General features: G+C 63.6%; 19 protein-coding genes, 3 tRNA genes and 1 riboswitch. Of the genes, 9 read left to right on the forward strand and 13 right to left on the reverse strand.

Going from position 1 to position 22,190, the window contains the following annotated elements; genetic code table 11:
* Positions 1 to 92: 92 nt before the first annotated feature.
* The gene (locus HWE01_RS21840; protein ID WP_241822870.1) at positions 93 to 1,991 is read right to left on the reverse strand and encodes a chemotaxis protein CheA; all 1,899 of its coding nucleotides are present in this window, start codon (positions 1,989 to 1,991) and stop codon (positions 93 to 95) included.
* Entirely contained in the window at positions 1,991 to 2,725 is a 735-nt protein-coding gene (locus HWE01_RS21845) for a protein phosphatase CheZ (protein WP_008330251.1), read from the reverse strand. The genes HWE01_RS21840 and HWE01_RS21845 overlap by 1 nt, the downstream gene beginning before the upstream one ends.
* A 498-nt stretch (positions 2,726 to 3,223) precedes the next feature.
* Positions 3,224 to 3,502: riboswitch (cobalamin riboswitch) on the forward strand.
* A gap of 80 nt (positions 3,503 to 3,582) precedes the next feature.
* Here HWE01_RS21845 and HWE01_RS21850 point away from each other — a divergent pair.
* The 3 genes from HWE01_RS21850 to HWE01_RS21860 are packed head-to-tail and all read left to right on the forward strand — an operon-like array spanning position 3,583 to position 7,382.
* The gene (locus HWE01_RS21850; protein ID WP_241822871.1) at positions 3,583 to 5,559 is read left to right on the forward strand and encodes a TonB-dependent receptor family protein; all 1,977 of its coding nucleotides are present in this window, start codon (positions 3,583 to 3,585) and stop codon (positions 5,557 to 5,559) included.
* Positions 5,560 to 5,601: 42 nt separating this feature from the next.
* Entirely contained in the window at positions 5,602 to 6,585 is a 984-nt protein-coding gene (locus tag HWE01_RS21855; protein ID WP_241822872.1) for a FecCD family ABC transporter permease, read from the forward strand.
* Positions 6,582 to 7,382, forward strand: a complete 801-nt coding sequence (locus tag HWE01_RS21860) for an ABC transporter ATP-binding protein (RefSeq protein ID WP_241822873.1) — start codon at positions 6,582 to 6,584, stop codon at positions 7,380 to 7,382. Before HWE01_RS21855 ends, HWE01_RS21860 begins: the two co-directional genes overlap by 4 nt.
* 64 nt (positions 7,383 to 7,446) lie before the next feature.
* On the opposite strand, the gene HWE01_RS21865 is transcribed toward HWE01_RS21860, so the two are convergent.
* The 4 genes from HWE01_RS21865 to HWE01_RS21880 are packed head-to-tail and all read right to left on the reverse strand — an operon-like array spanning position 7,447 to position 10,350.
* A complete protein-coding gene (locus HWE01_RS21865) occupies positions 7,447 to 8,337 on the reverse strand; it encodes a cobalamin-binding protein (protein ID WP_241822874.1) in 891 nt (296 codons plus the stop codon).
* A 3-nt stretch (positions 8,338 to 8,340) separates the two neighbouring features.
* A complete protein-coding gene (panC, locus tag HWE01_RS21870) occupies positions 8,341 to 9,180 on the reverse strand; it encodes a pantoate--beta-alanine ligase (protein ID WP_008330243.1) in 840 nt (279 codons plus the stop codon).
* Between the two features lie 60 nt (positions 9,181 to 9,240).
* Positions 9,241 to 10,137, reverse strand: coding sequence for a segregation and condensation protein A (locus tag HWE01_RS21875; RefSeq protein ID WP_241822875.1), 897 nt, complete (start codon positions 10,135 to 10,137; stop codon positions 9,241 to 9,243).
* 9 nt (positions 10,138 to 10,146) lie between these two features.
* Entirely contained in the window at positions 10,147 to 10,350 is a 204-nt protein-coding gene (locus HWE01_RS21880) for a DUF3460 family protein (protein WP_008330239.1), read from the reverse strand.
* Between the two features lie 71 nt (positions 10,351 to 10,421).
* On the opposite strand from HWE01_RS21880, the gene HWE01_RS21885 reads away from it, so the two are divergent.
* Positions 10,422 to 10,949 (forward strand): outer membrane protein assembly factor BamE domain-containing protein, encoded by a 528-nt coding sequence (locus HWE01_RS21885; RefSeq protein WP_175343680.1) that lies wholly within the window; start codon positions 10,422 to 10,424, stop codon positions 10,947 to 10,949.
* 12 nt (positions 10,950 to 10,961) lie between these two features.
* Here the strand turns inward: HWE01_RS21885 and HWE01_RS21890 are convergent, their stop codons facing one another.
* From HWE01_RS21890 to metG, 7 genes are all read right to left on the reverse strand, one after another.
* Positions 10,962 to 11,792, reverse strand: a complete 831-nt coding sequence (locus HWE01_RS21890; protein WP_241822876.1) for a carbohydrate ABC transporter permease — start codon at positions 11,790 to 11,792, stop codon at positions 10,962 to 10,964.
* Positions 11,789 to 12,664, reverse strand: coding sequence for a carbohydrate ABC transporter permease (locus HWE01_RS21895; RefSeq protein ID WP_241822877.1), 876 nt, complete (start codon positions 12,662 to 12,664; stop codon positions 11,789 to 11,791). The genes HWE01_RS21890 and HWE01_RS21895 overlap by 4 nt, the downstream gene beginning before the upstream one ends.
* 27 nt (positions 12,665 to 12,691) lie before the next feature.
* A complete protein-coding gene (locus tag HWE01_RS21900) occupies positions 12,692 to 13,993 on the reverse strand; it encodes an ABC transporter substrate-binding protein (RefSeq protein WP_008330230.1) in 1,302 nt (433 codons plus the stop codon).
* Positions 13,994 to 14,047: 54 nt separating this feature from the next.
* Positions 14,048 to 15,097 (reverse strand): ABC transporter ATP-binding protein, encoded by a 1,050-nt coding sequence (locus HWE01_RS21905; RefSeq protein WP_241822878.1) that lies wholly within the window; start codon positions 15,095 to 15,097, stop codon positions 14,048 to 14,050.
* A 24-nt stretch (positions 15,098 to 15,121) separates the two neighbouring features.
* Entirely contained in the window at positions 15,122 to 16,102 is a 981-nt protein-coding gene (locus HWE01_RS21910; RefSeq protein ID WP_241822879.1) for a sugar-binding transcriptional regulator, read from the reverse strand.
* 219 nt (positions 16,103 to 16,321) lie between these two features.
* Entirely contained in the window at positions 16,322 to 16,801 is a 480-nt protein-coding gene (locus tag HWE01_RS21915) for a GNAT family N-acetyltransferase (RefSeq protein WP_241822880.1), read from the reverse strand.
* A gap of 33 nt (positions 16,802 to 16,834) precedes the next feature.
* On the reverse strand, positions 16,835 to 18,898 hold the full coding sequence (gene metG / locus HWE01_RS21920; RefSeq protein WP_241822881.1) for a methionine--tRNA ligase: 2,064 nt from the start codon (positions 18,896 to 18,898) through the stop codon (positions 16,835 to 16,837).
* Positions 18,899 to 19,128: 230 nt separating this feature from the next.
* Between metG and apbC the strand changes: the two genes are divergently transcribed.
* The 5 genes from apbC (at position 19,129) to HWE01_RS21945 (ending at position 22,190) form a co-directional block, all read left to right on the forward strand.
* Positions 19,129 to 20,217: an iron-sulfur cluster carrier protein ApbC gene (gene apbC, locus HWE01_RS21925; RefSeq protein WP_241822882.1), complete on the forward strand. Its 1,089-nt coding sequence runs from the start codon at positions 19,129 to 19,131 to the stop codon at positions 20,215 to 20,217.
* A gap of 135 nt (positions 20,218 to 20,352) precedes the next feature.
* A complete protein-coding gene (gene gltX, locus HWE01_RS21930) occupies positions 20,353 to 21,753 on the forward strand; it encodes a glutamate--tRNA ligase (RefSeq protein ID WP_241822883.1) in 1,401 nt (466 codons plus the stop codon).
* A 73-nt stretch (positions 21,754 to 21,826) separates the two neighbouring features.
* A tRNA-Ala gene (locus tag HWE01_RS21935) sits at positions 21,827 to 21,902 on the forward strand.
* 80 nt (positions 21,903 to 21,982) lie between these two features.
* Positions 21,983 to 22,058: transfer RNA gene (locus HWE01_RS21940), tRNA-Glu, on the forward strand.
* A 56-nt stretch (positions 22,059 to 22,114) separates the two neighbouring features.
* A tRNA-Glu gene (locus HWE01_RS21945) sits at positions 22,115 to 22,190 on the forward strand.

Below are 22,190 nucleotides of genomic sequence, written 5' to 3' on the forward strand. Positions count from 1 at the left end.
CACGGCGCGTCGCTGCGCCTAGGCAGACAACGCTTGGCGACCTCTCGCACTCACAGATTGAATGTGAACAGGCCCTAGCGTGGGCAGCAGTCTTACGCCACTGCCGTGCGCTCCATGTCGCGGCAGCCGTCCAGCAGGAAGGACAAGCCCACCACCAGCACCAGCTCACCTTCAGCCGAACGGGCCGTACCGGTGATGCCGGCGGTATGGATCGCGGTCAGCGGCTTGATCACCAGATCGGCCGTGCCTTCCACCGATTCCACCCCGAGGATGTAGGGATGCGGTACCGCCATGACGATGCCGACCCGTTCATTGCCCGGCTCGTAGCCCAGCACGCCGGCCAGCGAGTTGACCGGCAGCGGCCGGCCCTGGTCGCGCAGCACCGGGGCGCCGCCGACTTCGTCGAAGGTCTCGGGCAGCTCGACCACGCGTTCGACCACCGCCATCGGCAGGGCCAGCGGGGCGCCGGCACAGCGCACCAGCATGGTCGGGATGATCGACAGTTCGATGGGCAGGCGGATCGAGAACTTGGTACCCTTGCCGACGGTCGATTCGATGCGGATGGTGCCTCGATGCTTTTCCACGGCGGTCTTGACCACGTCCATGCCCACGCCGCGTCCGGAGACGCTGGAAGCCACTTCCTTGGTCGAGAAACCGGGCAGGAACACCAGCTGCAGCGCCTCGTCGGCGGTCAGCGCCTGGTGTTCGTTGATCAGCCCTTTGGCCAGCGCCTTGCCGCGCAGCATGTCCGGATCCATGCCCTTGCCATCATCGAAGACTTCGATCATGACGCTGCTGCCGGCCTGCCAGGCGTTGAGCGAAATGGTCGCCTTGTTGGGCTTGCCGGCGGCGGCGCGGTCCAATTCGATACCGTGGTCCAGCGAGTTGCGCAGCATGTGCACCAGCGGGTCGTAGAGGCTGTCCACCACCACGCGGTCGACTTCGGTTTCGGCACCGGTGATGACCAGGTCCACGTCCTTGCCCAGGTCCTTGGCCAGTTCGCGGACCAGTCGCGGGAATTTCTGGAACAGGCGGCCCACCGGCTGCATGCGCGTGGACAGCGTGGCGCGTTGCAGTTCGCTGGAGTAGCGCGAGGCGCGGCCCAGGGTTTCGGCCAGGGTCGACATGAGCGCCGCAGCGGTGCCTTCGAACTTGAATTGTTGCAGCTTTTCCAGCAGTACGGCGGCCTGGTTGGCGGCCTGCACCGATTCACCGGCCACTTCCAGCAGGGCATCCAGTTTGACGGCATCGATACGGATGCTTTCTTCCTTGGCGCCGCCGGGAGAATCCGTGGAACGACGGTTCTGTTGCACCGGCGCGGCAGCCTTGGGCTCGCCATCGGCAGCGGCTGCCGGTGCAGCGGCGGCGGCAGGCGCAGCAGCGGTGACCGGAGCGGCCTCGGCCGGGCTGTCAGCCACCGGCGCGGCAGCCGCGCCCGGCACCAGCGCCTGATACAGCGCGGGCCAGTCCAGTTCTCCATTTTTCATCACGCTGGCACTGCCATCGATGCTGGCCGCAGCAGCGGGGGCTGCTGCCACCGGTGCTGCCGCGGGTGCCGCTGCCGCCGGGGCAGGTGCAGCCGCAGCGGGTGCCGGCGCTTCGCTCTTGCCTTCGATGGCCTGGGTCAGGATGTCTTTCAGTTCCGCCGGCATCGAGGCCAGGCTGTCGGGCGCGGCGCCGTTGGACAATTCGTTCAACTGGTCGGCCACGAAGCCGCTGGCTTGCAGCGCCGCTTCGATGGCCAGCGGCGTGACCGGGGCCTTGCCGGTGCGCAGCGCATCGAACAGGTTTTCGGTCAGGTGGCAGGCCGACACCATGGCCGGCAGGTTCACGAACCCGGCGCCACCCTTGATGGTGTGGAATGCGCGGAAGACCGCGTTGAGGATTTCAAGGTCATCAGGATGTCGTTCCAGCGTCAGCAGATGCTCTTCCACGTTGGTGGCGAGCTCCAACGCTTCAACGACAAAATCCTTGAGCATTTCGTCATCCATTAGAACCCCAGGCTATCGAGTAAGTCGTCCACGTCGTCCTGTGCCATGGCGGTGCCCCCCACGGACGGGCCATTCATCAGGGTGACCGGTTTTTCCGCATCCATCTGCGCCTTCACCTCGGGCGGTGCATTGTCGCGCAGCAATTGCGCCAGTTCGCGCTCGGCGGTGGCGGTGATGGCCACGATCTTCTTGATCAGCTGGCCGGTGATGTCCTGGAAGTCCTGGGCCATCATGATTTCCAGCATGCGCGCCTTTTCCGCTTCGGTCGATTCCATGACCGAGGTGGAGAATTTCTGCGAGTCGCCTGCCAGCGCCTTGAACTCGTCGATGTTCATCTGGCCGGCATAGAGCCTGGTCCAGCGGGCGTTGATGTCCTTGGCCTGTTCCTGCAGGCGGTCCTGGGCCGGCATGCCCGAATCGAGCGCATTGAGCACCTTGTTGGCCGCCTGCTCGGTGAGGGTGGCGATGTGTTCGAGACGGCTCTGGGCGTCGCCGATCTGCTCGGCTACGTCGGTGAGCGAGCGGTCGTAGCCCAGTTCACGCATGGAATCGTGCAACAGGCGCACGATGCCGCCCAGGCGTTCATACATGGGCTTGTCGCTCTGATCTTCCTGTTCGCCTGCCGCTGCCTCGTCGCTGCTGGCGGTGGCGGCGGCCGGTTCGGCGGTCATGCCCGGTAGCGTCTGCGAGGAAATTTCGTCAAACAATGCTTCCAGATCAACGTCGTCGCTCATGATTACTGATTCTCCCAACAAAGGTGTGCGCTCGTCGGCGCACTGCTGTGCAAAGTTGCCCGTAGGCGGATCAAATGCGTCGTTCCGGGAGGCACAGCAACTACCCTTTCCCCGATATCAAGGAGATATCGGCAGCCAGAGGCAGAGTCTGAAGGCCCGCAGACCACGACAACGGTTCAGGGATGACAGTGAGGCCAGCGGACCCGCCAAGAGTCCATCGGTCGACGATGCCATGGCGCCGAGTATAGGACCGCTTGCCATGATCTCATCGGCCAAACAGCGAGTGAAATCCCCCATTTGTTTCAATTTTTCGGCCCCGACCACCCAGCGCCGGAGACCGCGTTTCAAATGTTTTCGATAGAAGAATCGAATTTATTCTATATAAAGCTGCTGGGGATGAATTCTATCTGGCTTTTTCCTGAAAGCAATTAGTGTGCTCGGGCTTGTGCTGATTTACATCATCTGTTGCCGGACGCTTGTAGCCTGCACATTGCACGCCTACAATGGCGCGGTTTTGGTGCCCGCCGGCGTATCCTCGCCGGCCGTTAAACGGGAAACACGCGCCAGGCCGCCTGCAGCAAGCAGGAGGGCCGGCCAAGGTGTACTGCCCCCGCAACGGTAACCAGGTGCCGGCAGCAGTGAGACGATGCGTCTCGCCATGCCGGCGAGACCGTCTTCCACGCCACTGTGTTTTTTGCGCGAACGTTCACTTCGCCACATGGGAAGGCCGATGGTCATGCCTGCAGTCCGGAGACCGGCCAGAACAGGAGGGAGCTGCACAGCCAATGCTGGTGCGGTTTTCCGTTGATTGCGGCTTGCGGGGAGGCAGGCTGCACACATTCATCGACTGTCTTTTCATGCACATCGCTAATTTCCCGGCCCGCTGCGGCGGTCCACGCCCCCGTTTTGCCCTGCGCACCGCCGTTGCGCTCATCCTCTCGACCCTGGCCGCCGGCAGCCAGGCAGCCGACGCCAGCCAGCCGCTGTCGGCCGTGGTGGTGTCGGCCTCGCGCTTCCCGAACGATCCGGCCTTTGCGCCGGTGGCCACCACGGTCATCACCGCCGAGCAGATCCGCGAAGCCGGCATCGACAACGCCAATGAAGCCATCCGCAAGCTGGGCGGCGTCTACGGACGCCAGAGCCTGGCCGGTCCGCGCGACTTCCCGCTGGACCTGCGCGGCTTCGGCGCCAATGGGGACCAGAACATGGTGGTGCTGGTCGACGGTGTACGTATTTCCGAGAACGAACTGACGACGCCCTTGCTGTCGTCGATTCCCATCGAGACCATCGAACGTATCGAGATCGTGCGCGGTGGCAGCAGCGTCCTCTATGGCAGCGGCGCCACCGGCGGCACCATCCAGATCATCACCCGCCGCCCGCAGGCCAATGCGGCGCACGGTACCGTGGTGGGCGAAGTCGGCAGCAACGGTCAGCGCGCGGGCCGGGCGGCGGTCTCGCGCGGCTGGGACAACATGTCCATCGATGCCAGCTATGCCAAATCGCACGCCGACAACTGGCGCCACAACAGCCGTGCCAACCAGGAAAACGCCAGCACCACGGTGCAATGGTTCGCCAGCGACTGGCGCTTCGGCCTGCGTGCCAACCTGTCCCGGGCCGATTTCGGCCTGCCGGGCAGCCTGACGCAAGCGCAATATGAAGCCAATGCGCGTCAGACCAGCAAGCCGCTGGACCATGGCTCCTATGACAACGACAGCATTACGGCCTTCCTGGAACGCCGTTTTGGTGCCTTTGATGTGGCCGCCGAACTGTCGCATCGCGAGAAGATCTCGCGCTCCACCTATGTCAGCAGCGGCTCGACCGCGCAGAACAATGTACGCACTACCCAGTTCTCGCCGCGCCTGCGCCACGTACTCGAGAGTGGTTTCTGGAAGAACGAGGCCATTGCCGGCGTCGACCTGGCCCAATGGAGTTCGGCCACCAACGCCAGCTATGGCAACAGCGATGCCTCCCAGCATTCGAAGGCGCTGTATCTGCGCGATGAAATCGAGTTCGACCACAATGCCCGCGTGGCCGCCGGCGTGCGCCGCGAGCAGTTCACCCAGCTAAGTGGTTCCGGTGCCTATGGCCGCACCAGTGCCGTCAATGCCTGGGACCTGCAGGCCAGCTACGCACCGCTGCCGTTGCTGCGCGGCTTCGTCAAGACCGGCCAGAGCTATCGCCTGGCCACGGCCGACGAGAACGGTTTCACCGCCTTGCCCAGCGGCGCGGTCCTGAAGCCCCAGGTCTCGCATGATCTGGAACTGGGCGCGACCCTGGGCAATAGCGCACGCCAGGTGACGCTGCGCTGGTTCCGCCATCGCGTGCGTGACGAGCTGTATTACGACCCCACCGCCAATGGCGGCAACGGTGCCAACAGCAACCTGGCCCCGACCCGTCATCAGGGCGTGGAACTGGAAGGGCGCGTGCAACTGACCGAGACCCTGGGGTGGCGTGCCACCTACCAGCACATCGATGCGCGTTTCGTGCAGGGCGACAACAGCGGCAAGCAACTGGCGCTGGTGCCGGCCAATACGCTGTCGACCCGATTGAACTGGAAGTCCGGCCAGCACAGTGCCGATGTGGGGGCGCGCTGGGTGGACCGCCAGCGCATGGGCAATGATTTTGCCAACACCTGCGCGCGCATGCCGTCCTTCACCACCTTCGATGCCCGCTATGCGGTACGTGTCAGCGCCTGGGAATTGGCCGTCACCGGCACCAACCTGGCCGACCGCAAGTATTACTCGCAAGCCTATGACTGCAGTGGCGGGGCGGTATCGGGCATCTATCCGGAAGATGGACGGGCAGTAAAATTCACCGCCCGCTACGACTTCTGAAGCCAAGCCCGCGCTTCTGCCACTGATCTGAGCCTGCCACCCATGCGACCTTATCTGCCCGTGCTGTGCATCTTGCTGCTGCTATCCCTGCTGGCCTTGTCGGTGGCGGCGCTGTGCGGCAGCACGGGGTGCCTGCGTCCTTCATCGCCGGCCGACAGCGTGGCACTGTTGCTGTCGCTGCGGGTGCCGCGGGCGCTGACGGCTTTTGTGGTGGGCGGTGCGCTGGCCCTGGCGGGCGCGCTGATGCAGGTCCTGTTACGCAATCCCCTGGCTGATCCTTATGTATTGGGCCTGTCCGGTGGTTCTGCGGCGGGTGCCCTGCTGGCCATGCTGGTGGCGTTGCGGCTGGGCTGGCCGCTGCAGGCGGTCACGGCGCCCGGCGCCTTGCTGGGTGCAGGCCTGGCCATGCTGCTGCTGTTCGGGCTGGTGCGCCAGTCGCTGCGGCATCTGGCGATCTCGCCCTTGCTTTCCAGTCAGCGCCTGCTGCTGACGGGGGTGATGCTGGCGGCCGGTTTCGGCGCGCTCATTTCCCTGGCTTTGTCGATTGCGCCCGATGCCCAATTGCGCGGCATGGTGTTCTGGCTCATCGGCGACCTCGACGATGCGCGTCTGCTGCCCCTGGTGGCACCGGTCCTGCTGCTGGCGCTGCTGTGGAGCTGGCGTCATGCTCCGTCGCTGAACCTGCTGGCGCGCGGCGATGCCTTTGCGCAGTTGCTGGGCGTGCCGGTGATGCGGCTGCGCGTGATGCTGCTGTGCGTGGCCGCCGCCTGCACCGCCGGCGCCGTGGCCATGGCCGGGACCATCGGCTTTGTCGGACTGGTGGTGCCGCATGGTCTGCGGCTGTTACTGGGCAATGACCAGCGTCTGCTGCTGCCGGCTTGTGGTTTGGCCGGCGGCGCGGCGCTGACCCTGGCCGACCTGCTGGCGCGCACGGTGGTGGCACCGGTGCAGTTGCCGGTGGGCGTCATCACCGCCCTGGTGGGGGTGCCGCTGTTTCTGTGGCTGCTGGAGCGGAGTCGCACATGAAGGGGTCTTCCGTTCCCTTGTTGGAGACGCGCCAGCTGGTCGTGCGGGCCGGTGCCCGCCTGCTGCTCGATGGACTGGACTGGCAGGTCCGGCCCGGCCAGTTCTGGTGCGTATTGGGCCGCAATGGCGTGGGCAAGAGCAGCCTGCTGCATGTGCTGGCGGGTTTGCAGCCACCCCATGGCGGGCAGGTACTATTGCAGGGGCGTACGCTGTCTTGCTACTCGCCGGCGCAACTGGCCTTGCAGCGGGGTCTGCTATTGCAACATCAACAGGATGCGTTTTCGCTGCCGGTACTGGAGGCCGTCATGGCCGGCCGCTTCGCCCATGGCGATGGCTGGGGTGGCGAGAAACGCGACACCGCACCGGCCAGCCTGGCGCTCGAACAGGTCGGCCTGGCTGCTCTGGCGACCCAGGACCTGTTGCGACTCTCCGGCGGCGAGCGCCAGCGCGTGGCGCTGGCGACCCTGCTGGTCCAGGCCCCCGCGCTCTATCTGCTGGACGAACCGACCTCGCATCAGGATATCGCCGCGCAATGGCAGGTGATGCAGCTGCTGCAGGCATTGGCGCAGCAGGGCGGGGCGGTAGTGGCCAGTTGTCATGACATCAATCTGGCCAGGCGCTTTGCTTCGCACGTTTTGCTGCTCGATGGCAGTGCCGCGCAAGGTGGCACGGTGGAGGCGGTCATGCAGCCCGCTGCGCTGGAAGCCGCCTTCGGTTGCCGCTTCGTCCCCCTCGCAAGCCCGGACGGAATGGTCTTCCTGGCCGCCCAGGGCAGCCCGCTGATCCCGAAGACTTGAAAGAAGCTTCGTATTCTCGTGCACCCGTATGTCAATCTGCATCCCTTTTCGCGAGGGATGTTTCTTAGGGGCTGCGTGTGGCTGCCTGACGCGCCTGCTCCAGCTTGCCGCAGACCTCCTCGGCCGCTTGCAGCACCCGCGGCCCGGCCCGGTTCAGCCAGTCCGCATTGACCGAATACAGTTGCCCGTCGCGCACCGCGCGCAGGCGCGTGAACTGCTTCCAGCGCGCCAGCGGTTGATCGCGTGCGTCGCCGGCGCTGAGGATGACCTGGGGATCCGCAGCCAGTACCGATTCCACGCTCACGGTGGGGGCCAGTTGGGGAAGATCGGCAAAGATGTTGCGCCCGCCGCACAGCCGCAGCACGGCCGATACCATGTGTCGGCCGTTGAGCGTCATCAGGGGCTGGCTCCAGATCTGGTAGAACACGGTCACGGGCGTGCGTCCCCGGTATTGCGCCTCGAGCTGCTGCCAGCGCGCCCGGAAGGCCGCTGCAGCCGCTTGCGCGGTGGTGTCGGTGCCGGCCAGTCGGCCCAGTCTTTCCAGCGAGGAGGCGATCATGCCGAAGTCGTCCGGCTGGCTCTCGTAGACGGGAATGCCGAGGCTGCGCAGGCGCGCCAGTTGCAGGGGTTTGTTGCCGCTGTGCCAGGCCACGATGAGGTCGGGCTTGAGACTGGCGATGCGCTCGATGTCGAGCGCGTTGTAGCCGCCCAGACTGGGCAGTTGGGCGGCTTGCGGGGGATAGTCGCTGTGGTTGCTGACCCCTGCGATCTGCGCCCCGGCCCCGGCTGCATAGAGCAGTTCGGTCACATGCGGCGCCAGGCTGATGATGCGGCGCGCGGGCTGGCTCAGGGTGACGCTCTGGCCCAGGTCATCCTGGACAGTGATGCTGGCGTGGGCGGTACCGGCTACCAGCAACGCCGCCCAGGACAGCAAGCATCCCGCCAGCACACGCATGAATCAGATCTCCAGGTTGTCGATCAGGCGCGTCGCCCCCAGCTTGGCCGCCGACAGCACCACCAGGGGGGCGCCTTGCTCCATGTCGGCAGGGGAGGGCGGCTGCAGGTCGATGCGTTTGCGCACGGCCACGTAGTCGGGCTTCCAGCCACGGGCGGCCAGGCGTTCCATGGCCACGCGCTCGGCCAGGGCCACGTCGTGCTGGCCGCCGCGCACTTCATCGGCGACCGCATTGAGCACCTGGTAGAGCAGCGGCGCCTCGGCGCGTTCTTCCGGGGACAGGTAGCCGTTGCGCGAGGACAGCGCCAGGCCGTCTTCAGCCCGATAGGTTTCGGCGCCGACGATCTCGGTGGGCAGGGCGAACTGACGTGCCATGTTGCGCACGATCATGAGCTGCTGATAATCCTTCTTGCCGAACACGGCCACGCGCGGCTGCACGCAGGAGAACAATTTCATCACCACGGTGGATACGCCGGTGAAGAAACCGGGACGGAATTCACCCTCGAGGATATTGCCCAGATCATTGGGCGGCTGTACGCGGTATTCCTGCGGTTCCGGGTACATATCCTTTTCGGTGGGGGCGAAGAGTACGTAGACGCCTTCCTTCTCCAGCTTCTCGACGTCAGCCTGGAAGGTGCGCGGATACTTGTCGAAGTCCTCGTTGGGGCCGAACTGCAGGCGGTTCACGAAGATCGAGGCCACCACCGGGTCACCGTGGGTGCGCGCCAGGCGCATCAGCGAGAGATGGCCTTCGTGCAGGTTGCCCATGGTCGCCACGAAGGCGGTGCGCAACTGGCCGCGCAGGTGGTCACGGAGTTCTTCGATGGAGGAAATGATTTTCATGCGGATTCTCTGGTTGCGGGCGGACCGTCTATCGCCCCGTTGCCGGTGGACTGCGCCCGTTCAGCTGGGCGAGTAGGACAGTCTGACATAGATGGGCGCGAAGGCTTCGGCCTGGGTGATTTCGATGAGCGTTTCCTTGGCCAGCTCCAGCAGGGCGATGAAGTTGACCACCACCACAGGGACCCCGCGCGAGGGATCGAAGAGGTCCGAGAACTCGACGAAGCGTGCCGACTGCAAACGCCGCAAGATGCCCGTCATGTGCTCGCGCACGGACAGTTCTTCGCGGCTGATGTGGTGATGCTGGGTCAGCTTGGCGCGCTTGATGATATCGGCCCAGACCGCCTTGAGGTCGTCGATGGCGACCTCGGGCCAGCGGGTGACCACGGTCTGCTCGATGTGAACCTGAGTGCGCACGTAGTCGCGGCCGACCTGCGGCAGCTGGTCCAGCTCCTGGGCGGCCAGCTTGATCTGTTCGTATTCCAGCAGGCGGCGCACCAGCTCGGCGCGCGGGTCTTCGGGCTCCTCGCCGGGCTCGGCCTTCTTGGCTGGCAGCAGCATGCGCGACTTGATTTCGATGAGCATGGCGGCCATCAGCAGGTATTCGGCGGCCAGCTCCAGGTTCTGCTTGCGGATCTGCTCGACGTATTCCAGATACTGTGCGGTGACCTGCGCCAGCGGAATATCGAGGATGTTGAAGTTCTGCTTGCGGATCAGGTACAGCAGCAGGTCCAGCGGCCCCTGGAAGGCTTCCAGGAAGACTTCCAGCGCATCCGGGGGGATGTAGAGATCATTGGGCAGCTGGAACAGCGGTTCGCCGTACAGACGTGCCAATGCCACGCCGTCGATCACGTCGGGCGTGGTGTCCTGCTGGCCTGCGGGGGTGATGTCGATGGCGTCGGCGCTGGGTTCCGCGCCGGGCTGGCCGGCGGGGTCGGCGCCACCTGCTTGGGCCGTCATGCCAACAGCTTAGTGGCTCTGGTAGACGTAGGGCTGCTGGGCCACGCGCGAGGCCTTGTCACGGGCGGTCTTGTCCAGATCCAGCGGTTCCTTGTCCCACAGCAGGGCGCGGCCGGCGCGTTGCGATTCTTCCAGCTTCGGGTTCTTCGTCTTCAGTTCGTCGATGAACTGGGTGATTTCAGATACGTAGGTGGTCTTTTTTCCGAAGAGCATGATATTTTCAGGCCAAATGTTACACAGAAGCCGTATTTTACCTTGTCTTCATCAGGGATAATCAAATACCTATGCGTGAACCCATCTTCACTCGCCTGCGTCGCCATGCCGCCCATTTCGGGGCTTTATTTGTTGCCCTGGCCCTGTTCGGCTGCGACCGAAACGGCAATCCCATCGAGGAGTTCGGTTTGGACAAGTTGCAAAAGGGCATTTCCAGCGAAGCCGACGTACGCGGCGTGATGGGCCAACCCGACACGGTCTGGGAGGATGGCGGGGGTGCCCGGACGCTGGAATATCCCAAGGGACCGGAAGGCATCCGCACCTGGATGTTTCGTATCGGTGCTTCCGGTACGCTGATCGATTACACCCAGGTGCTGACCCAGGAGCATTTCGACACCATCCGTGCGGGCATGACCAGCGAGCAGATCCGGCGCGAATTTGGCCGTCCGCGCAGCGTGGTGCAGTTCGCCCGCAAGAATGAGGAGGTGTGGGACTGGAAGTATCACTACGTGCACGAGGACCGGCTCTTCAATGTGCATTTCGACATGAATACCAAGCAGGTCGTGCGGACCTCGATCTCGGAAATCTCGGGCCATTGAGACCCGGCCACTTCAGCGTATCCCCGCCCGCATGAACGACTGCACGAACTGCCGCTGGAACAGCAGGAACGCCAGCAGCAGGGGGGCCGAGGTCATCAGCGTGGCCGCCGTGATGATGGACCAGTCCACCCCCTGGTCGGTGGACGAAAACACCTGCAGCCCCACCGTCAGCGGACGCGACTCCACCGAATTGGTCACGATCAGCGGCCACAGGAAGTTGTTCCAGTGGGTGCTCACCGAGACCAGCCCGAAAGCGATATAGATCGGCCTGGCCAGCGGCACATACACCTGCATCAGGATCTGCCAGGCTGATGCTCCCTCGACGGTAGCCGCTTCATCCAGCTCGCGCGGCACCGTCTTGAAGGTCTGGCGCAGCAAAAAAATACCAAAAGCCGAGGCAAAGTAAGGCAGCCCAATCGAGAGGATGGTATCGCGCAGTCCCAGCAGGTTCATGGTCTGGTAGTTCTCCACGATCAAGATGTCGGGCATCACCATCAGTTGCAGCAGCACCAGCATGAACATCACATTGCTGCCCCGGAAGGTGAAGCGGGCAAAGGCATAGGCCGCCAGGGTGGAGAGGATCAACTGCGCCACCAGGATCAAGGTCACCAGCAGGAAGGTGTTGAGGAAATAGCGCGGGAAGGGGGCAGCCTGCCAGGCGTTGGCGAAGTTCTGCAGCGTCAGCGGGGCGTCCAGCGCGAAGCGGGTGGCGTAGGCCGCCGGATGAAAGGCCGTCCACAGCGCATACAAGAGCGGCAGCAGCCACAGCAGCGCCAGCACCCAGGCAGAGACGGTTTCCAGCGCGCGATGGCGTGCGGCGAAAGGCGAGGTGGGGGCGATCATTGATAATGAGTCCGGCGGTCAAGTACACGAAACTTCACCAGCGCAATCAACCCCAACAGGGCCAGCAGCACTACCGTCAGGGCTGCAGCGTAGGAAGAGTCCCAGAAGGCGAAGCCAACTTCATAGATGTAGTACAGCAGCAGGGTACTGGCATTGTCTGGCCCGCCCTTGGTCATCACCACGATGTGGTCGACCAGGCGGAAGGCGTTGATGAGCGCATTGATCAGCACGAACAGCGTGGTCGGCATCAGCAAGGGGAACTGTACGCGCCAGAAGTATTGCCAGCGCGACGCCCCCTCCAGTGCCGCGGCTTCGGCCAGCACTGGCGAGATCTGCTGCAACGCGGCCAGGTAGAAGATCATGAAGAAGCCGGCTTCCTTCCATACCGCCACCACCATCAGCGCCCCCAGCACGGTATCGGGATTGCCCAGCCAGTTGTGCGAGGGCAGGCCCAGCGCGCCGGTGATCTGCTCCAGCAAGCCGTATTGCGGCGTATAGAAGAACAGCCAGATATTGGCCACCGCGATCATCGGCAGCACGGTCGGCGTGAAATAGGCCAGGCGCAGTACGCCGCGCCCGGCCAGTTTCTCGTTGACCCACAGCGCCATCAGGATGGCCAGGGCAATGGCCAGCGGGATGGTGCCCAGGGCAAACCAGAGGTTGTTGCACAGGGCTTGCCAGAACACCGGATCGTCCACCATGAGGCGATAGTTTTCCAGCCCGACGAAGACCGATGGCCGGGCTCCCTTGGGCGTGGAAAAGACGCTGTGCCAGAGCGTCGCCAGCGCCGGATAGTGCGTGAAGGCGATCAGCAGCACCATCGCTGGCGACAGCAGCAGCCAGGGCAGCACGGAGGAGGACAGGCGTTTCATCGGCAGCTCTTGTGCAACGGGCAGGACTTAGCGACCGTAGGCGCGCAGGATGCGCTCGGCTTCGCGCTGGGCATCCTTCAGGGCCGCTTCCGGTGTCTTGGTGCCGGACAGGGCGGCCTGCAGGTTGTCGTTCAAGGCCTTGGTCACGCGCTGGTTGTCGTGGGTGGAGAGTTCGGCCACGCCATATTTCATCTGCTCACGCGCCACGTCGGCGGCCGGAACGTCCTGCAGATACTTCTTCATTTCCGGGGTATCCCAGGCATCCTGACGCGGGGCCACATAGCCGGTGGCAATCGACCACTGCGCGGCGCGCGCCGGTTCGGTGGCAAAGCGGATGAACTTCATGGCGGCCTGCTGCTCGGCTGGAGAGGTCTTGTTGAAGACATAGAAGTTGCCGCCACCCGTGGGGCTGCCCGGATGCTTGATGCCCGGCAGCATCGCCACGCCGAAGGGGAAGCTGGCGTTGGTACGGATGTTGGTCAGGTTGCCGGTGGTGGTCCAGATCATGGCGGCCTTCTGCTCCAGGAAGTCCTTGGGGATGGTGCCCCATTCGATGGAACCGGCCGGCATCACCTTGTCCCTGGTCGTCAGGTCGACCCAGTGTTGCAGGGCCTGCACCGCACCCGGCTTGTCGAAGTAGGTCTTGGTGCCGACATTGTTCATGAGGATCGCGTCATTGGAGGCGGTCATGGCCTGGAACATCCAGTAGCCGAAGCCGGTGGAAGGAATCTTCACGCCCCATTGGGTGACGTTGCCGTTGGCATCGCGCCTGGTCAGCTTCTTGGCTGCTTCCACCATCTCGTTCCAGTTGGCGGGGGCCTTGTCCGGGTTCAGGCCAGCTTGCTTGAACAGGCTCTTGTTGTAGTACATCACGATGGTCGAACGCTGGAAGGGAATGCCCCAGGTCTTGCCGTCGGTCTGACTGTTTTCCATGAAGCCCTTGTAGAAGCCATCGATCCATTTCTTGTCGTCGGCGCTGCCAGCCAGGCTGTCGATGGGCACGATGGCGTTTTCGTCGATCAGCGTGAAGAGGTCGGTCGAGAGCAGCACGGCCAGGGTCGGCGGGGTGCCGCCCTTGAAGGCGGTCAGCGCCTTGACGATGCTTTCCTGGTAGGTGCCGGCATAGATGGCCTTGACCTTGATGTCGGGATTGGCCTTTTCAAAGTCGGCCACCATGCTGTCGATGGTCTTGGTGACTGCACCGCCCACGGCGACCGGGTAATAGAAGCTGATCTCGACCGGGTTGGCGGCCATGGCCGGTGCACAGAAGGCGGCTGTAGCGGCCACCGCGGCCAGGGCGGACAGGGACTTGAGGAAGGTTCTACGCATAGTGCATCTCCATGAGGTGGATGGGTTGGCTTGCTGCGGAAATCGTGGTGTGGATCAGGACCGGCGCAGGCCGCTATCCCGATCGAAGAAATACTGGTCGCGGGCATCCCATGCCAGGTGCACGGGCTCACCAGCGCTGATTCGGTGTTGTCCGGGCGCGCGCACCAGCAACGAGGCGGTGCCGATGCGGGCGCCAATGATGGTGTCGGCACCGAAGTATTCGACGGTCTCCACCACTGCCGGCACCGACGCATCGCTGGCACTGGCCAGTCGGATGTGTTCCGGACGCAGGCCCAATTGCAACGGGGCCTGGCCGAGCTCGCGCAGGATCACCTCGCTGCCGCTGATGGTCAATCCTTCGGCGTGGGTGTCCAGCGGCAGCAGGTTCATCGGCGGCGTACCGATGAAGCGGGCCGCAAAGGCCGTCGCGGGCTGGGCATACAGATCGGCCGGGGCAGCATCCTGTTCGATGCGGCCCTCGCGCAGCAGGATCACCTGATCGGCCATGCTCATGGCCTCGGTCTGGTCGTGGGTGACGTAGATCATGGTCATGTTCAGTTGCTGCTGCAGGGCGCGGATTTCGCGACGCATTTCCTGGCGCAGCTGGGCATCGAGGTTGGACAGCGGCTCGTCCATCAGGCAGACCGGGGCATCGGCGATGATGGCGCGGCCCAGCGCCACGCGCTGCTGCTGGCCACCGGAAAGCTGCGCCGGACGACGCTCCAGCAGGTGCGCCAGACCGAGGATGTCGGCCACGCGCTTCAAGCGCGATTCGTAACCGGCACGTGGCTCCTTGCGCACGCGCACGCCGAAGAGGATGTTGTCGCGCACGGTGAGATGCGGGAACAGTGCATAGGACTGGAACACCATCGAAATCTTGCGTTGGGCGGGCGGCAGTTGGGTTACGTCGCGTCCGCCGATATGGATGCTGCCCGAGCTGGGCTTGTCCAGCCCCGCGATCAGGCGCAGGGTGGTCGACTTGCCGCAGCCGGAGGGGCCCAGCAGGACGGTGAACTGGCCCGGCTGCACCTCGAAATCGATATTCCTGACGGCCTGGGCGTCACCCCAGTGTTTGCCGACGCCCTGCAAGGAGATGGCTGCCATGCTGGTTTCCTCGTGGAGATGCGATCACGCCGCCGCGCCGCTGCGGATCTGCTCCACCAGCAGGCGCGCGCTCGGTTCGTCGATGATCAGTTCGTTGATGAAGCCGCCGCGCAGCGCCGCTTTCAGGCCGGGCAGCTTGCCGGTGCCGGAGACCACGCACAGCGAGTGCGCCGCGTGCGTGAAGCAGTCCATGTCCGGGCCGCTGTTGCGGCCATTGAAGGCCACATCGCGCCAGCTGCCATCGGCACGGAAGAAGACGGTGGCGATGTCGCCCACCAGCCCTTCCTCGCGCAGGATCTGGCGTTCTTCTTCACCCAGGTAGCCGGCGGTATGGATGTAACTGCCGGTGGCTTCGGCGCCGATGGAGAACAGCAGGATGGAGGCGCGCTCCTGCAGGTCGCGGATGGCCTTGATGCTCTTCTCGCGCCAGAGTGCCGTACGCGTTTCGGGGTAGTCGAAGAAGGCCGGTACCGGCAGATGATGGGCGCGCGCGCCATAGTTCTGGGCGAAGCGCGAGACGATGGATTCGCTGAAGCTGTTGATGAAGCTGGCGCCGCTGCCGGAGCCATTGAGCGCCACCACGTCGACGTCGTGCACATGGCGCGGCAGCAACTGGTCGGCGATCTGTGCCACCGTCGTGCCCCAGGCCAGACCGATGATGGTGCCGGGCGTGACCAGCGAGTTGACGTAGGCGGCAGCGTGACAGGTGACGCGCTGCAGGGTCTCCTTGTCGGTGGCGGCGGCAGCCACCGGCACCACCTGAATCGAGCGCAGCCGGTAGTGATGGGCGATGGCCGCTTCCAGGCTGCCGGAGACTTGCTGCGGATCGTGTACGCGGATTTCCACCAGCCCGCGCTCCAGCGCGAAGGACAGCAGGCGCGAGACGGTGGCGCGCGAGGTGCCGATTTCATCGGCGATCGCGGCGGTGGTCATGTTCTGGAAGTAATACAGCCGCGCCACGCGCACGGCCAGGTAGGCGGTTTCCTGTCTATCCCCTTGGGCCATTGTGATGGTGCTTACCAGTGAATGTGAATTTTCAGCGCATGCTCTTGGACCGCCCCCCGGCGAGCCAGGCGGGCAGCGCCTCCTGACAACGTTTTCACGATGGTAGCGAGCGATTGTTACCGCTTGATGAACAAACGTTCCAATTTCCCGTGGCGGCGGTCGGGCAAAAGAAAAGCGACGCACCAGGCGTCGCTTTTTTGGGAGGGGAAGGGTGGATGATCAGTGCCGCATGACCCGTCGCATCACGATGGGCGGTGCTTCCTGCGGATTGGCGCGGGTGTATTCCAGTTCCGGCGCGATCTCGAAGCCGAAGGCGGCGTACAGATCCACCAGCTGTGCCTGGTCGGTACGTACCGCCAGCCGCAGCTCGCGCACATCGGCTGACTGGGCGCGGTGGATCAGGGCTTCCATCAGATGCTGGGACAGGCGCTCACCCCGGAAGGCCGGGGCGATGCCCATGCGGCGGATTTCCCAGACATCGCTTTCGGTATCCATTGGCAGCCAGCGCACGGAGCCGGCGGGCGTCTCGCCGCTGAGCAGGATGAAGGCGCCGCCGTTCTGCAGGTCTTCCTGCACATGGTCGGGCGCCTCGCGATGGCCCGAGGAGCTGGGCGCGACCTTGTTGGCCCAGCTGTGGCGGGTCAGTTCGGCGATCAGACTGGCATCTTCCGAAGTGGCTTCACGTATCACCAGGTTCATTGCGATCTTTCCTCCTGCGCAGGCCACTGTGCTTTAGCGCACCCGCATGCCCGGCTCGGCGCCCGGCCACGGGTTGAGCACGTAGATGCCCGGATTGGCCTTCTCATCCTTGGCCGAAGCCGCCAGCACCATACCTTCAGAGACGCCGAACTTCATCTTGCGCGGCGCCAGGTTGGCCACCATCACGGTCAGCTTGCCGACCAGTTCTTCCGGCTTGTAGGCCGAGGCGATGCCGGAGAAGACATTGCGGGTCCGGCCTTCGCCGGCATCCAGGGTCAGGCGCAGCAGCTTGGTGGAGCCTTCCACGGCTTCACAATTGACGATCTTGGCGATGCGCAGGTCGATCTTGGCGAAGTCATCGATGGAAATCTCCGGGGCCAGTTCCTCGATGGCGCTTTCTTGCGCCGCCGGGGCCGCTGCGGGCGCTTCGGGGGCTTCGAACAGAGCATCCAGCATCTTCGGATCGACACGCTGCATCAGGTGCGAATAGGCATGGATGACGTGGCCGTCGGCCAGCGGGGTGGTGACATCGCTCCACTGGAAGGGCTGGACCTGCAGGAAGGATTCCACCTGGGCCGCCAGTTGCGGCAGCACGGGCTTGAGGTAGATGGTCAGGATGCGGAAGGCTTCCAGCAGGCGGCTGCAGACTTCGTGCAGCTGCGCATCCTTGCTGCTGTCCTTGGCCAGTTCCCAGGGTTTGTTGGCGTCGACGTAGGCGTTGATGGCGTCGGCTTGCTCCATCACCAGGCGCAGGGCTTTGCCGTATTCACGCTGCTCGTAGAGGCTGCGGATCTCGTCGGCCACGCCGCGCAGCTTGGCCAGGAAGGCATCGTCCGCTGTGGCCCACTGCGTGGACACGCGGCCGTCGAAGCGCTTGGCGATGAAGCCGGCAGCGCGGCTGGCGATGTTGACGTACTTGCCGATCAGGTCGGCGTTGACGCGGGCGACGAAGTCGTCCGGGTTGAAGTCCACGTCTTCGACCTTGGCGTTCAGCTTGGCGGCGATGTAGTAGCGCAGCCATTCCGGGTTCATGCCGATGTCCAGATAGCGCAGCGGCGAGATGCCGGTGCCGCGCGACTTGGACATCTTCTCCCCGCTGACGGTGATGAAGCCGTGCGCAAAGACGTTGGTCGGCGTCTTGCGGCCGGCGAACTTGAGCATGGCGGGCCAGAACAGGGTGTGGAAGTAGGTGATGTCCTTGCCGATGAAGTGGTACTGCTCGGTCTTGTCATCGGCCATGAAGGCGTCGAAGTCGCGGCCGGTCTTGACGAAGTAGTTCTTCAGCGAGGCCAGGTAGCCGATGGGCGCGTCCAGCCAGACATAGAAATACTTGCCCGGTGCATCCGGAATCTCGATGCCGAAATAGGGCGCGTCGCGGCTGATGTCCCAGTCGCCCAGGCCACCTTCGCCATCCAGCCATTCGCGGGCCTTGTTGGCCACTTCCGGCTGCAGGCGGTTGCTGTCCAGCGCCCATTCGCGCAGGAAGGCTACACACTTCGGATCCGACAGCTTGAAGAAGAAGTGCTCGGAGGACTTCATCACGGGCGTGGCGCCCGAGAGGGTCGAGTACGGGTTCTTCAGGTCGGTGGGCGAATAGACCGCGCTGCAGTTCTCGCAGGAGTCGCCGTACTGGTCCTTGGTGCCGCACTTGGGGCATTCGCCCTTGATGTAGCGGTCCGGCAGGAACATGTTCTTCACCGGATCATAGAACTGGTCGATGGTCTTGGTGGAGATCAGTTGGGCCTCGTCGCGCAGGGCGCGGTAGATCTCCTGCGACAGTTCGTGGTTCTCCGGGCTGTCGGTGGAGCTCCAGTTGTCGAAGGCGATGTGGAAGCCATCCAGGTACTGCTTGCGGCCGGCAGCGATGTTGGCCACGAATTGCTGCGGCGTGATGCCGGCCTTTTCGGCGGCGATCATGATGGGCGCGCCGTGGGCATCGTCGGCGCCGACGAAATGCACCTCATTGCCCTGCATTCGCTGGAACCGGACCCAGATATCGGCCTGGATGTATTCCATGATGTGGCCGATGTGGAAAGCGCCGTTGGCGTAGGGGAGTGCGGTCGTGACGAAGAGTTGGCGAGGTGCGGAAGTGCTCATTGGCGATACGGACGATGCAAGTGGGTTAAGGCGCGTGCGCGCCGAAATAGCAAGAAAACTGCAATAAAACTGCCATGAAAGAGGGGCATTCTATCAGCCAGCGGGCCTTGGGCGCAGTAGTTGCTCTGTTGCAATCAATATGAAGGGTTCTGCAAGGGCGCTTTGATCGGCGCACAGGGCGGCGCTGGCGCGATTGGTTTAGACTTGCGGGTTCTGAGCAAGGAGAACCAATGAGCATTACCGTGGAAGAGATCAAGGCGGCCCTGTTGCAGGTGATCGACCCCAATACCGGCAAGGATCTGATCCGGGGCAAGGAAGCCCGCAACATCCGCGTCGAGGGCGGCCGTGTGCTGCTGGACGTGGAACTGGGCTATCCGGCCGCCAGCCAGATCGCAGCGATCCGCCAGCTGGTCGAAGAGGCGCTGGGCAAGCTGCCCGGCGTGACCGGCGTCGAGGCCAACGTCTATTTCAAGATCGTGGCGCATGCGGTGCAGCGCGGCATCAAGCTCAAGAGCAACGTCAAGAACATCATCGCCGTGGCCTCCGGCAAGGGCGGGGTGGGCAAGTCCACCACGGCCGTGAACCTGGCGCTGGCGCTGTCGGCCGAGGGCGCGCGCGTGGGCATCCTGGATGCCGATATCTACGGTCCTTCGCAACCGATGATGATGGGCATCTCCGGCCAGCCCGAGACCAAGGATGGCAAGACCATGGAGCCGCTGGAGAATCACGGCCTGCAGGTCTCTTCCATCGGTTTCATGATCGATCCCGACGAACCCATGGTCTGGCGCGGTCCCATCGTCACGCAAGCCCTGCAGCAATTGCTGGACCAGACCAACTGGCGCGACCTGGATTACCTGATCGTCGACATGCCGCCGGGCACCGGTGATGTGCAGCTGACCTTGTCGCAGAAGGTGCCGGTCACCGGTGCGGTCATCGTGACCACCCCGCAGGATATTGCGCTGCTGGATGCGCGCAAGGGTTTGCGCATGTTCGAGAAGGTCGGCATCCCCATCCTGGGCATCGTGGAAAACATGAGCATGCACGTCTGTTCCAATTGCGGCCATGCCGAGCCCATCTTTGGCGTGGGCGGTGGCGAGAAGATGTGTGCCGACTTTGGCGTGGATTTCCTCGGTGCTTTGCCGCTGACCATGGAAATCCGCCAGCAGACCGATTCCGGCAAGCCCACCGTGGTGGCTGATCCGGATGGCAAGGTGGCCGAGATCTACAAGGCCATCGCCCGCAAGGTCGCCGTGAAGGTGGCCGAGAAGGCGCGCGATATGACCAGCAAGTTCCCCAGCATCGTGGTGCAGAACGACTGATGCGGGCCTCGGGGCGGGGCGTCGGCATGGCGTGCCGCCCTCCAAAGGCGTTAAAATGACGCCTTTCCGAATTTCTTTGCTTGATCGATGGCCGGCCCTGGCATTCCAGGACCGGCCTGATTTTTACTCGCTATCATGACTGCCACTCAAGTTCGTACCCGTTTCGCTCCCAGTCCCACCGGCTACCTGCACCTGGGCGGCGCCCGCACGGCGCTGTTCTCCTGGGCCTACGCCCGTCGCTTTGGCGGCACCTTCGTGTTGCGTATCGAAGATACCGACGTCGAGCGTTCCACCCCGGAAGCGGTGCAGGCCATCATCGAGGGCATGCAGTGGCTGGGTCTGGAGCATGACGAAGGTCCGTTCTACCAGATGAAGCGCATGGATCGCTATCGCGAAGTGATCGGCCAGATGCTGGAGCAGGGCACCGCCTACTACTGCTACTGCACCCCGGAAGAAGTGGAAGCCATGCGCGAGCGCCAGCGTGCGGCCGGCGAGAAGCCGCGCTACGACGGCACCTGGCGTCCGGAACCGGGCAAGACCCTGCCGGCCATCCCGGAAGGGCGCAAGCCGGTGGTGCGTTTCAAGAATCCGCAGGATGGCGAAGTCAGCTGGAACGATGTGGTCAAGGGCCCCATCACCATCTCCAACCGTGAGCTGGACGATCTGGTCATCGCCCGTCCGGATGGCACTCCCACCTACAACTTCTGCGTGGTGGTGGATGACTGGGACATGAAGATCACCCACGTCATCCGTGGCGACGACCATGTGAACAATACGCCGCGCCAGATCAATATCTTGAAGGCCCTGGGCGGCACGCTGCCCGAGTATGGCCACGTGCCGATGATCCTGGGTGCGGATGGCGAGAAGCTGTCCAAGCGTCACGGTGCAGTCAGCGTGATGGATTACCCGGCGCAGGGCTATCTGCCTGAAGCCATGCTGAACTATCTGGCGCGTTTGGGCTGGAGCCATGGCGACGACGAGATTTTCTCGATGCAGCAGTTCTGTGAATGGTTCGACCTGGATCACCTGACCAAGGCCCCGGCGCAGTTCAACCCGGAAAAGCTGAACTGGCTCAACAACCACTATATCAAGCTGGCCGACAACGCCCGCCTGGCTGATCTGGTCCGTCCGTTGTTGCAAGCACAGGGTGCGGTGTTCGAGGGTGCGCCTGATCTGGCGGCCGTGATCGCTTTGCTGAAGGACCGCGCCAATACCGTCAACGAGATTGCTGCGGCGGCCCTGATGTTCTATCGCCAGCCGGCCCCGGATGCGGCTTTGGTGGCGCAGCACATTACGGATGCCATCAAGCCGGCACTGGCCGACTTTGCCCAGCGTGTGGCGACCGTGGAATGGACCAAGGAAGCCATTGCCCCGATGATCAAGGAAGTCCTGGCTGCGCACGGCATCAAGATGCCGCAGCTGGCCATGCCCTTGCGCCTGATCGTGGCGGGTCAATTGCAGACGCCGGCCATTGACGCCGTGCTGCAATTGTTTGGTCGTGAGGCTGTTAAGGCACGTTTGGCGGCATATCTTTGAAAAAGAGAAATTATTTTTCAAAAACGTGTTGTCTTTTGAAAATAGGTATTGCATAATCTCGCTTCTTCGCAACGGGGGTATAGCTCAGCTGGGAGAGCGCTTGCATGGCATGCAAGAGGTCAGCGGTTCGATCCCGCTTACCTCCACCAGCGACCCGCAGATGTTTGGCGGTGATATTTCAGGCGAAGCTTGAAGTGTAGAAACAAGAAGTAATGTGAAGTACCTGCTTGTCCCCTTCGTCTAGAGGCCTAGGACATCACCCTTTCACGGTGAGTACGGGGGTTCGAATCCCCCAGGGGACGCCAGATTTCGATATCTGCGCTGTCACCCAGCAGGCAGCGCAGGTAGGTAGCGGTACAGTGTCCCCTTCGTCTAGAGGCCTAGGACATCACCCTTTCACGGTGAGTACGGGGGTTCGAATCCCCCAGGGGACGCCA

This window comes from Herbaspirillum sp. C7C8 (assembly GCF_022627875.1).
Taxonomy (GTDB): Bacteria; Pseudomonadota; Gammaproteobacteria; order Burkholderiales; family Burkholderiaceae_D; genus Herbaspirillum.

What these genes read in the sequence shown, in the direction of transcription:
- HWE01_RS21915 (WP_241822880.1), bottom strand. Translation starts at nt 16,801, where the DNA reads ATGAACCTGGTGATACGTGAAGCCACTTCGGAAGATGCCAGTCTGATC.
- HWE01_RS21885 (WP_175343680.1), top strand. Translation starts at nt 10,422, where the DNA reads ATGCGTGAACCCATCTTCACTCGCCTGCGTCGCCATGCCGCCCATTTC.
- HWE01_RS21900 (WP_008330230.1), bottom strand. Translation starts at nt 13,993, where the DNA reads ATGCGTAGAACCTTCCTCAAGTCCCTGTCCGCCCTGGCCGCGGTGGCC.
- HWE01_RS21890 (WP_241822876.1), bottom strand. Translation starts at nt 11,792, where the DNA reads ATGATCGCCCCCACCTCGCCTTTCGCCGCACGCCATCGCGCGCTGGAA.
- metG (WP_241822881.1), bottom strand. Translation starts at nt 18,898, where the DNA reads ATGAGCACTTCCGCACCTCGCCAACTCTTCGTCACGACCGCACTCCCC.
- panC (WP_008330243.1), bottom strand. Translation starts at nt 9,180, where the DNA reads ATGAAAATCATTTCCTCCATCGAAGAACTCCGTGACCACCTGCGCGGC.
- HWE01_RS21865 (WP_241822874.1), bottom strand. Translation starts at nt 8,337, where the DNA reads ATGCGTGTGCTGGCGGGATGCTTGCTGTCCTGGGCGGCGTTGCTGGTA.
- HWE01_RS21845 (WP_008330251.1), bottom strand. Translation starts at nt 2,725, where the DNA reads ATGAGCGACGACGTTGATCTGGAAGCATTGTTTGACGAAATTTCCTCG.
- HWE01_RS21905 (WP_241822878.1), bottom strand. Translation starts at nt 15,097, where the DNA reads ATGGCAGCCATCTCCTTGCAGGGCGTCGGCAAACACTGGGGTGACGCC.
- HWE01_RS21860 (WP_241822873.1), top strand. Translation starts at nt 6,582, where the DNA reads ATGAAGGGGTCTTCCGTTCCCTTGTTGGAGACGCGCCAGCTGGTCGTG.
- HWE01_RS21855 (WP_241822872.1), top strand. Translation starts at nt 5,602, where the DNA reads ATGCGACCTTATCTGCCCGTGCTGTGCATCTTGCTGCTGCTATCCCTG.
- HWE01_RS21840 (WP_241822870.1), bottom strand. Translation starts at nt 1,991, where the DNA reads ATGGATGACGAAATGCTCAAGGATTTTGTCGTTGAAGCGTTGGAGCTC.
- HWE01_RS21850 (WP_241822871.1), top strand. Translation starts at nt 3,583, where the DNA reads ATGCACATCGCTAATTTCCCGGCCCGCTGCGGCGGTCCACGCCCCCGT.
- apbC (WP_241822882.1), top strand. Translation starts at nt 19,129, where the DNA reads ATGAGCATTACCGTGGAAGAGATCAAGGCGGCCCTGTTGCAGGTGATC.
- HWE01_RS21880 (WP_008330239.1), bottom strand. Translation starts at nt 10,350, where the DNA reads ATGCTCTTCGGAAAAAAGACCACCTACGTATCTGAAATCACCCAGTTC.
- HWE01_RS21875 (WP_241822875.1), bottom strand. Translation starts at nt 10,137, where the DNA reads ATGACGGCCCAAGCAGGTGGCGCCGACCCCGCCGGCCAGCCCGGCGCG.
- HWE01_RS21910 (WP_241822879.1), bottom strand. Translation starts at nt 16,102, where the DNA reads ATGGCCCAAGGGGATAGACAGGAAACCGCCTACCTGGCCGTGCGCGTG.
- gltX (WP_241822883.1), top strand. Translation starts at nt 20,353, where the DNA reads ATGACTGCCACTCAAGTTCGTACCCGTTTCGCTCCCAGTCCCACCGGC.
- HWE01_RS21895 (WP_241822877.1), bottom strand. Translation starts at nt 12,664, where the DNA reads ATGAAACGCCTGTCCTCCTCCGTGCTGCCCTGGCTGCTGCTGTCGCCA.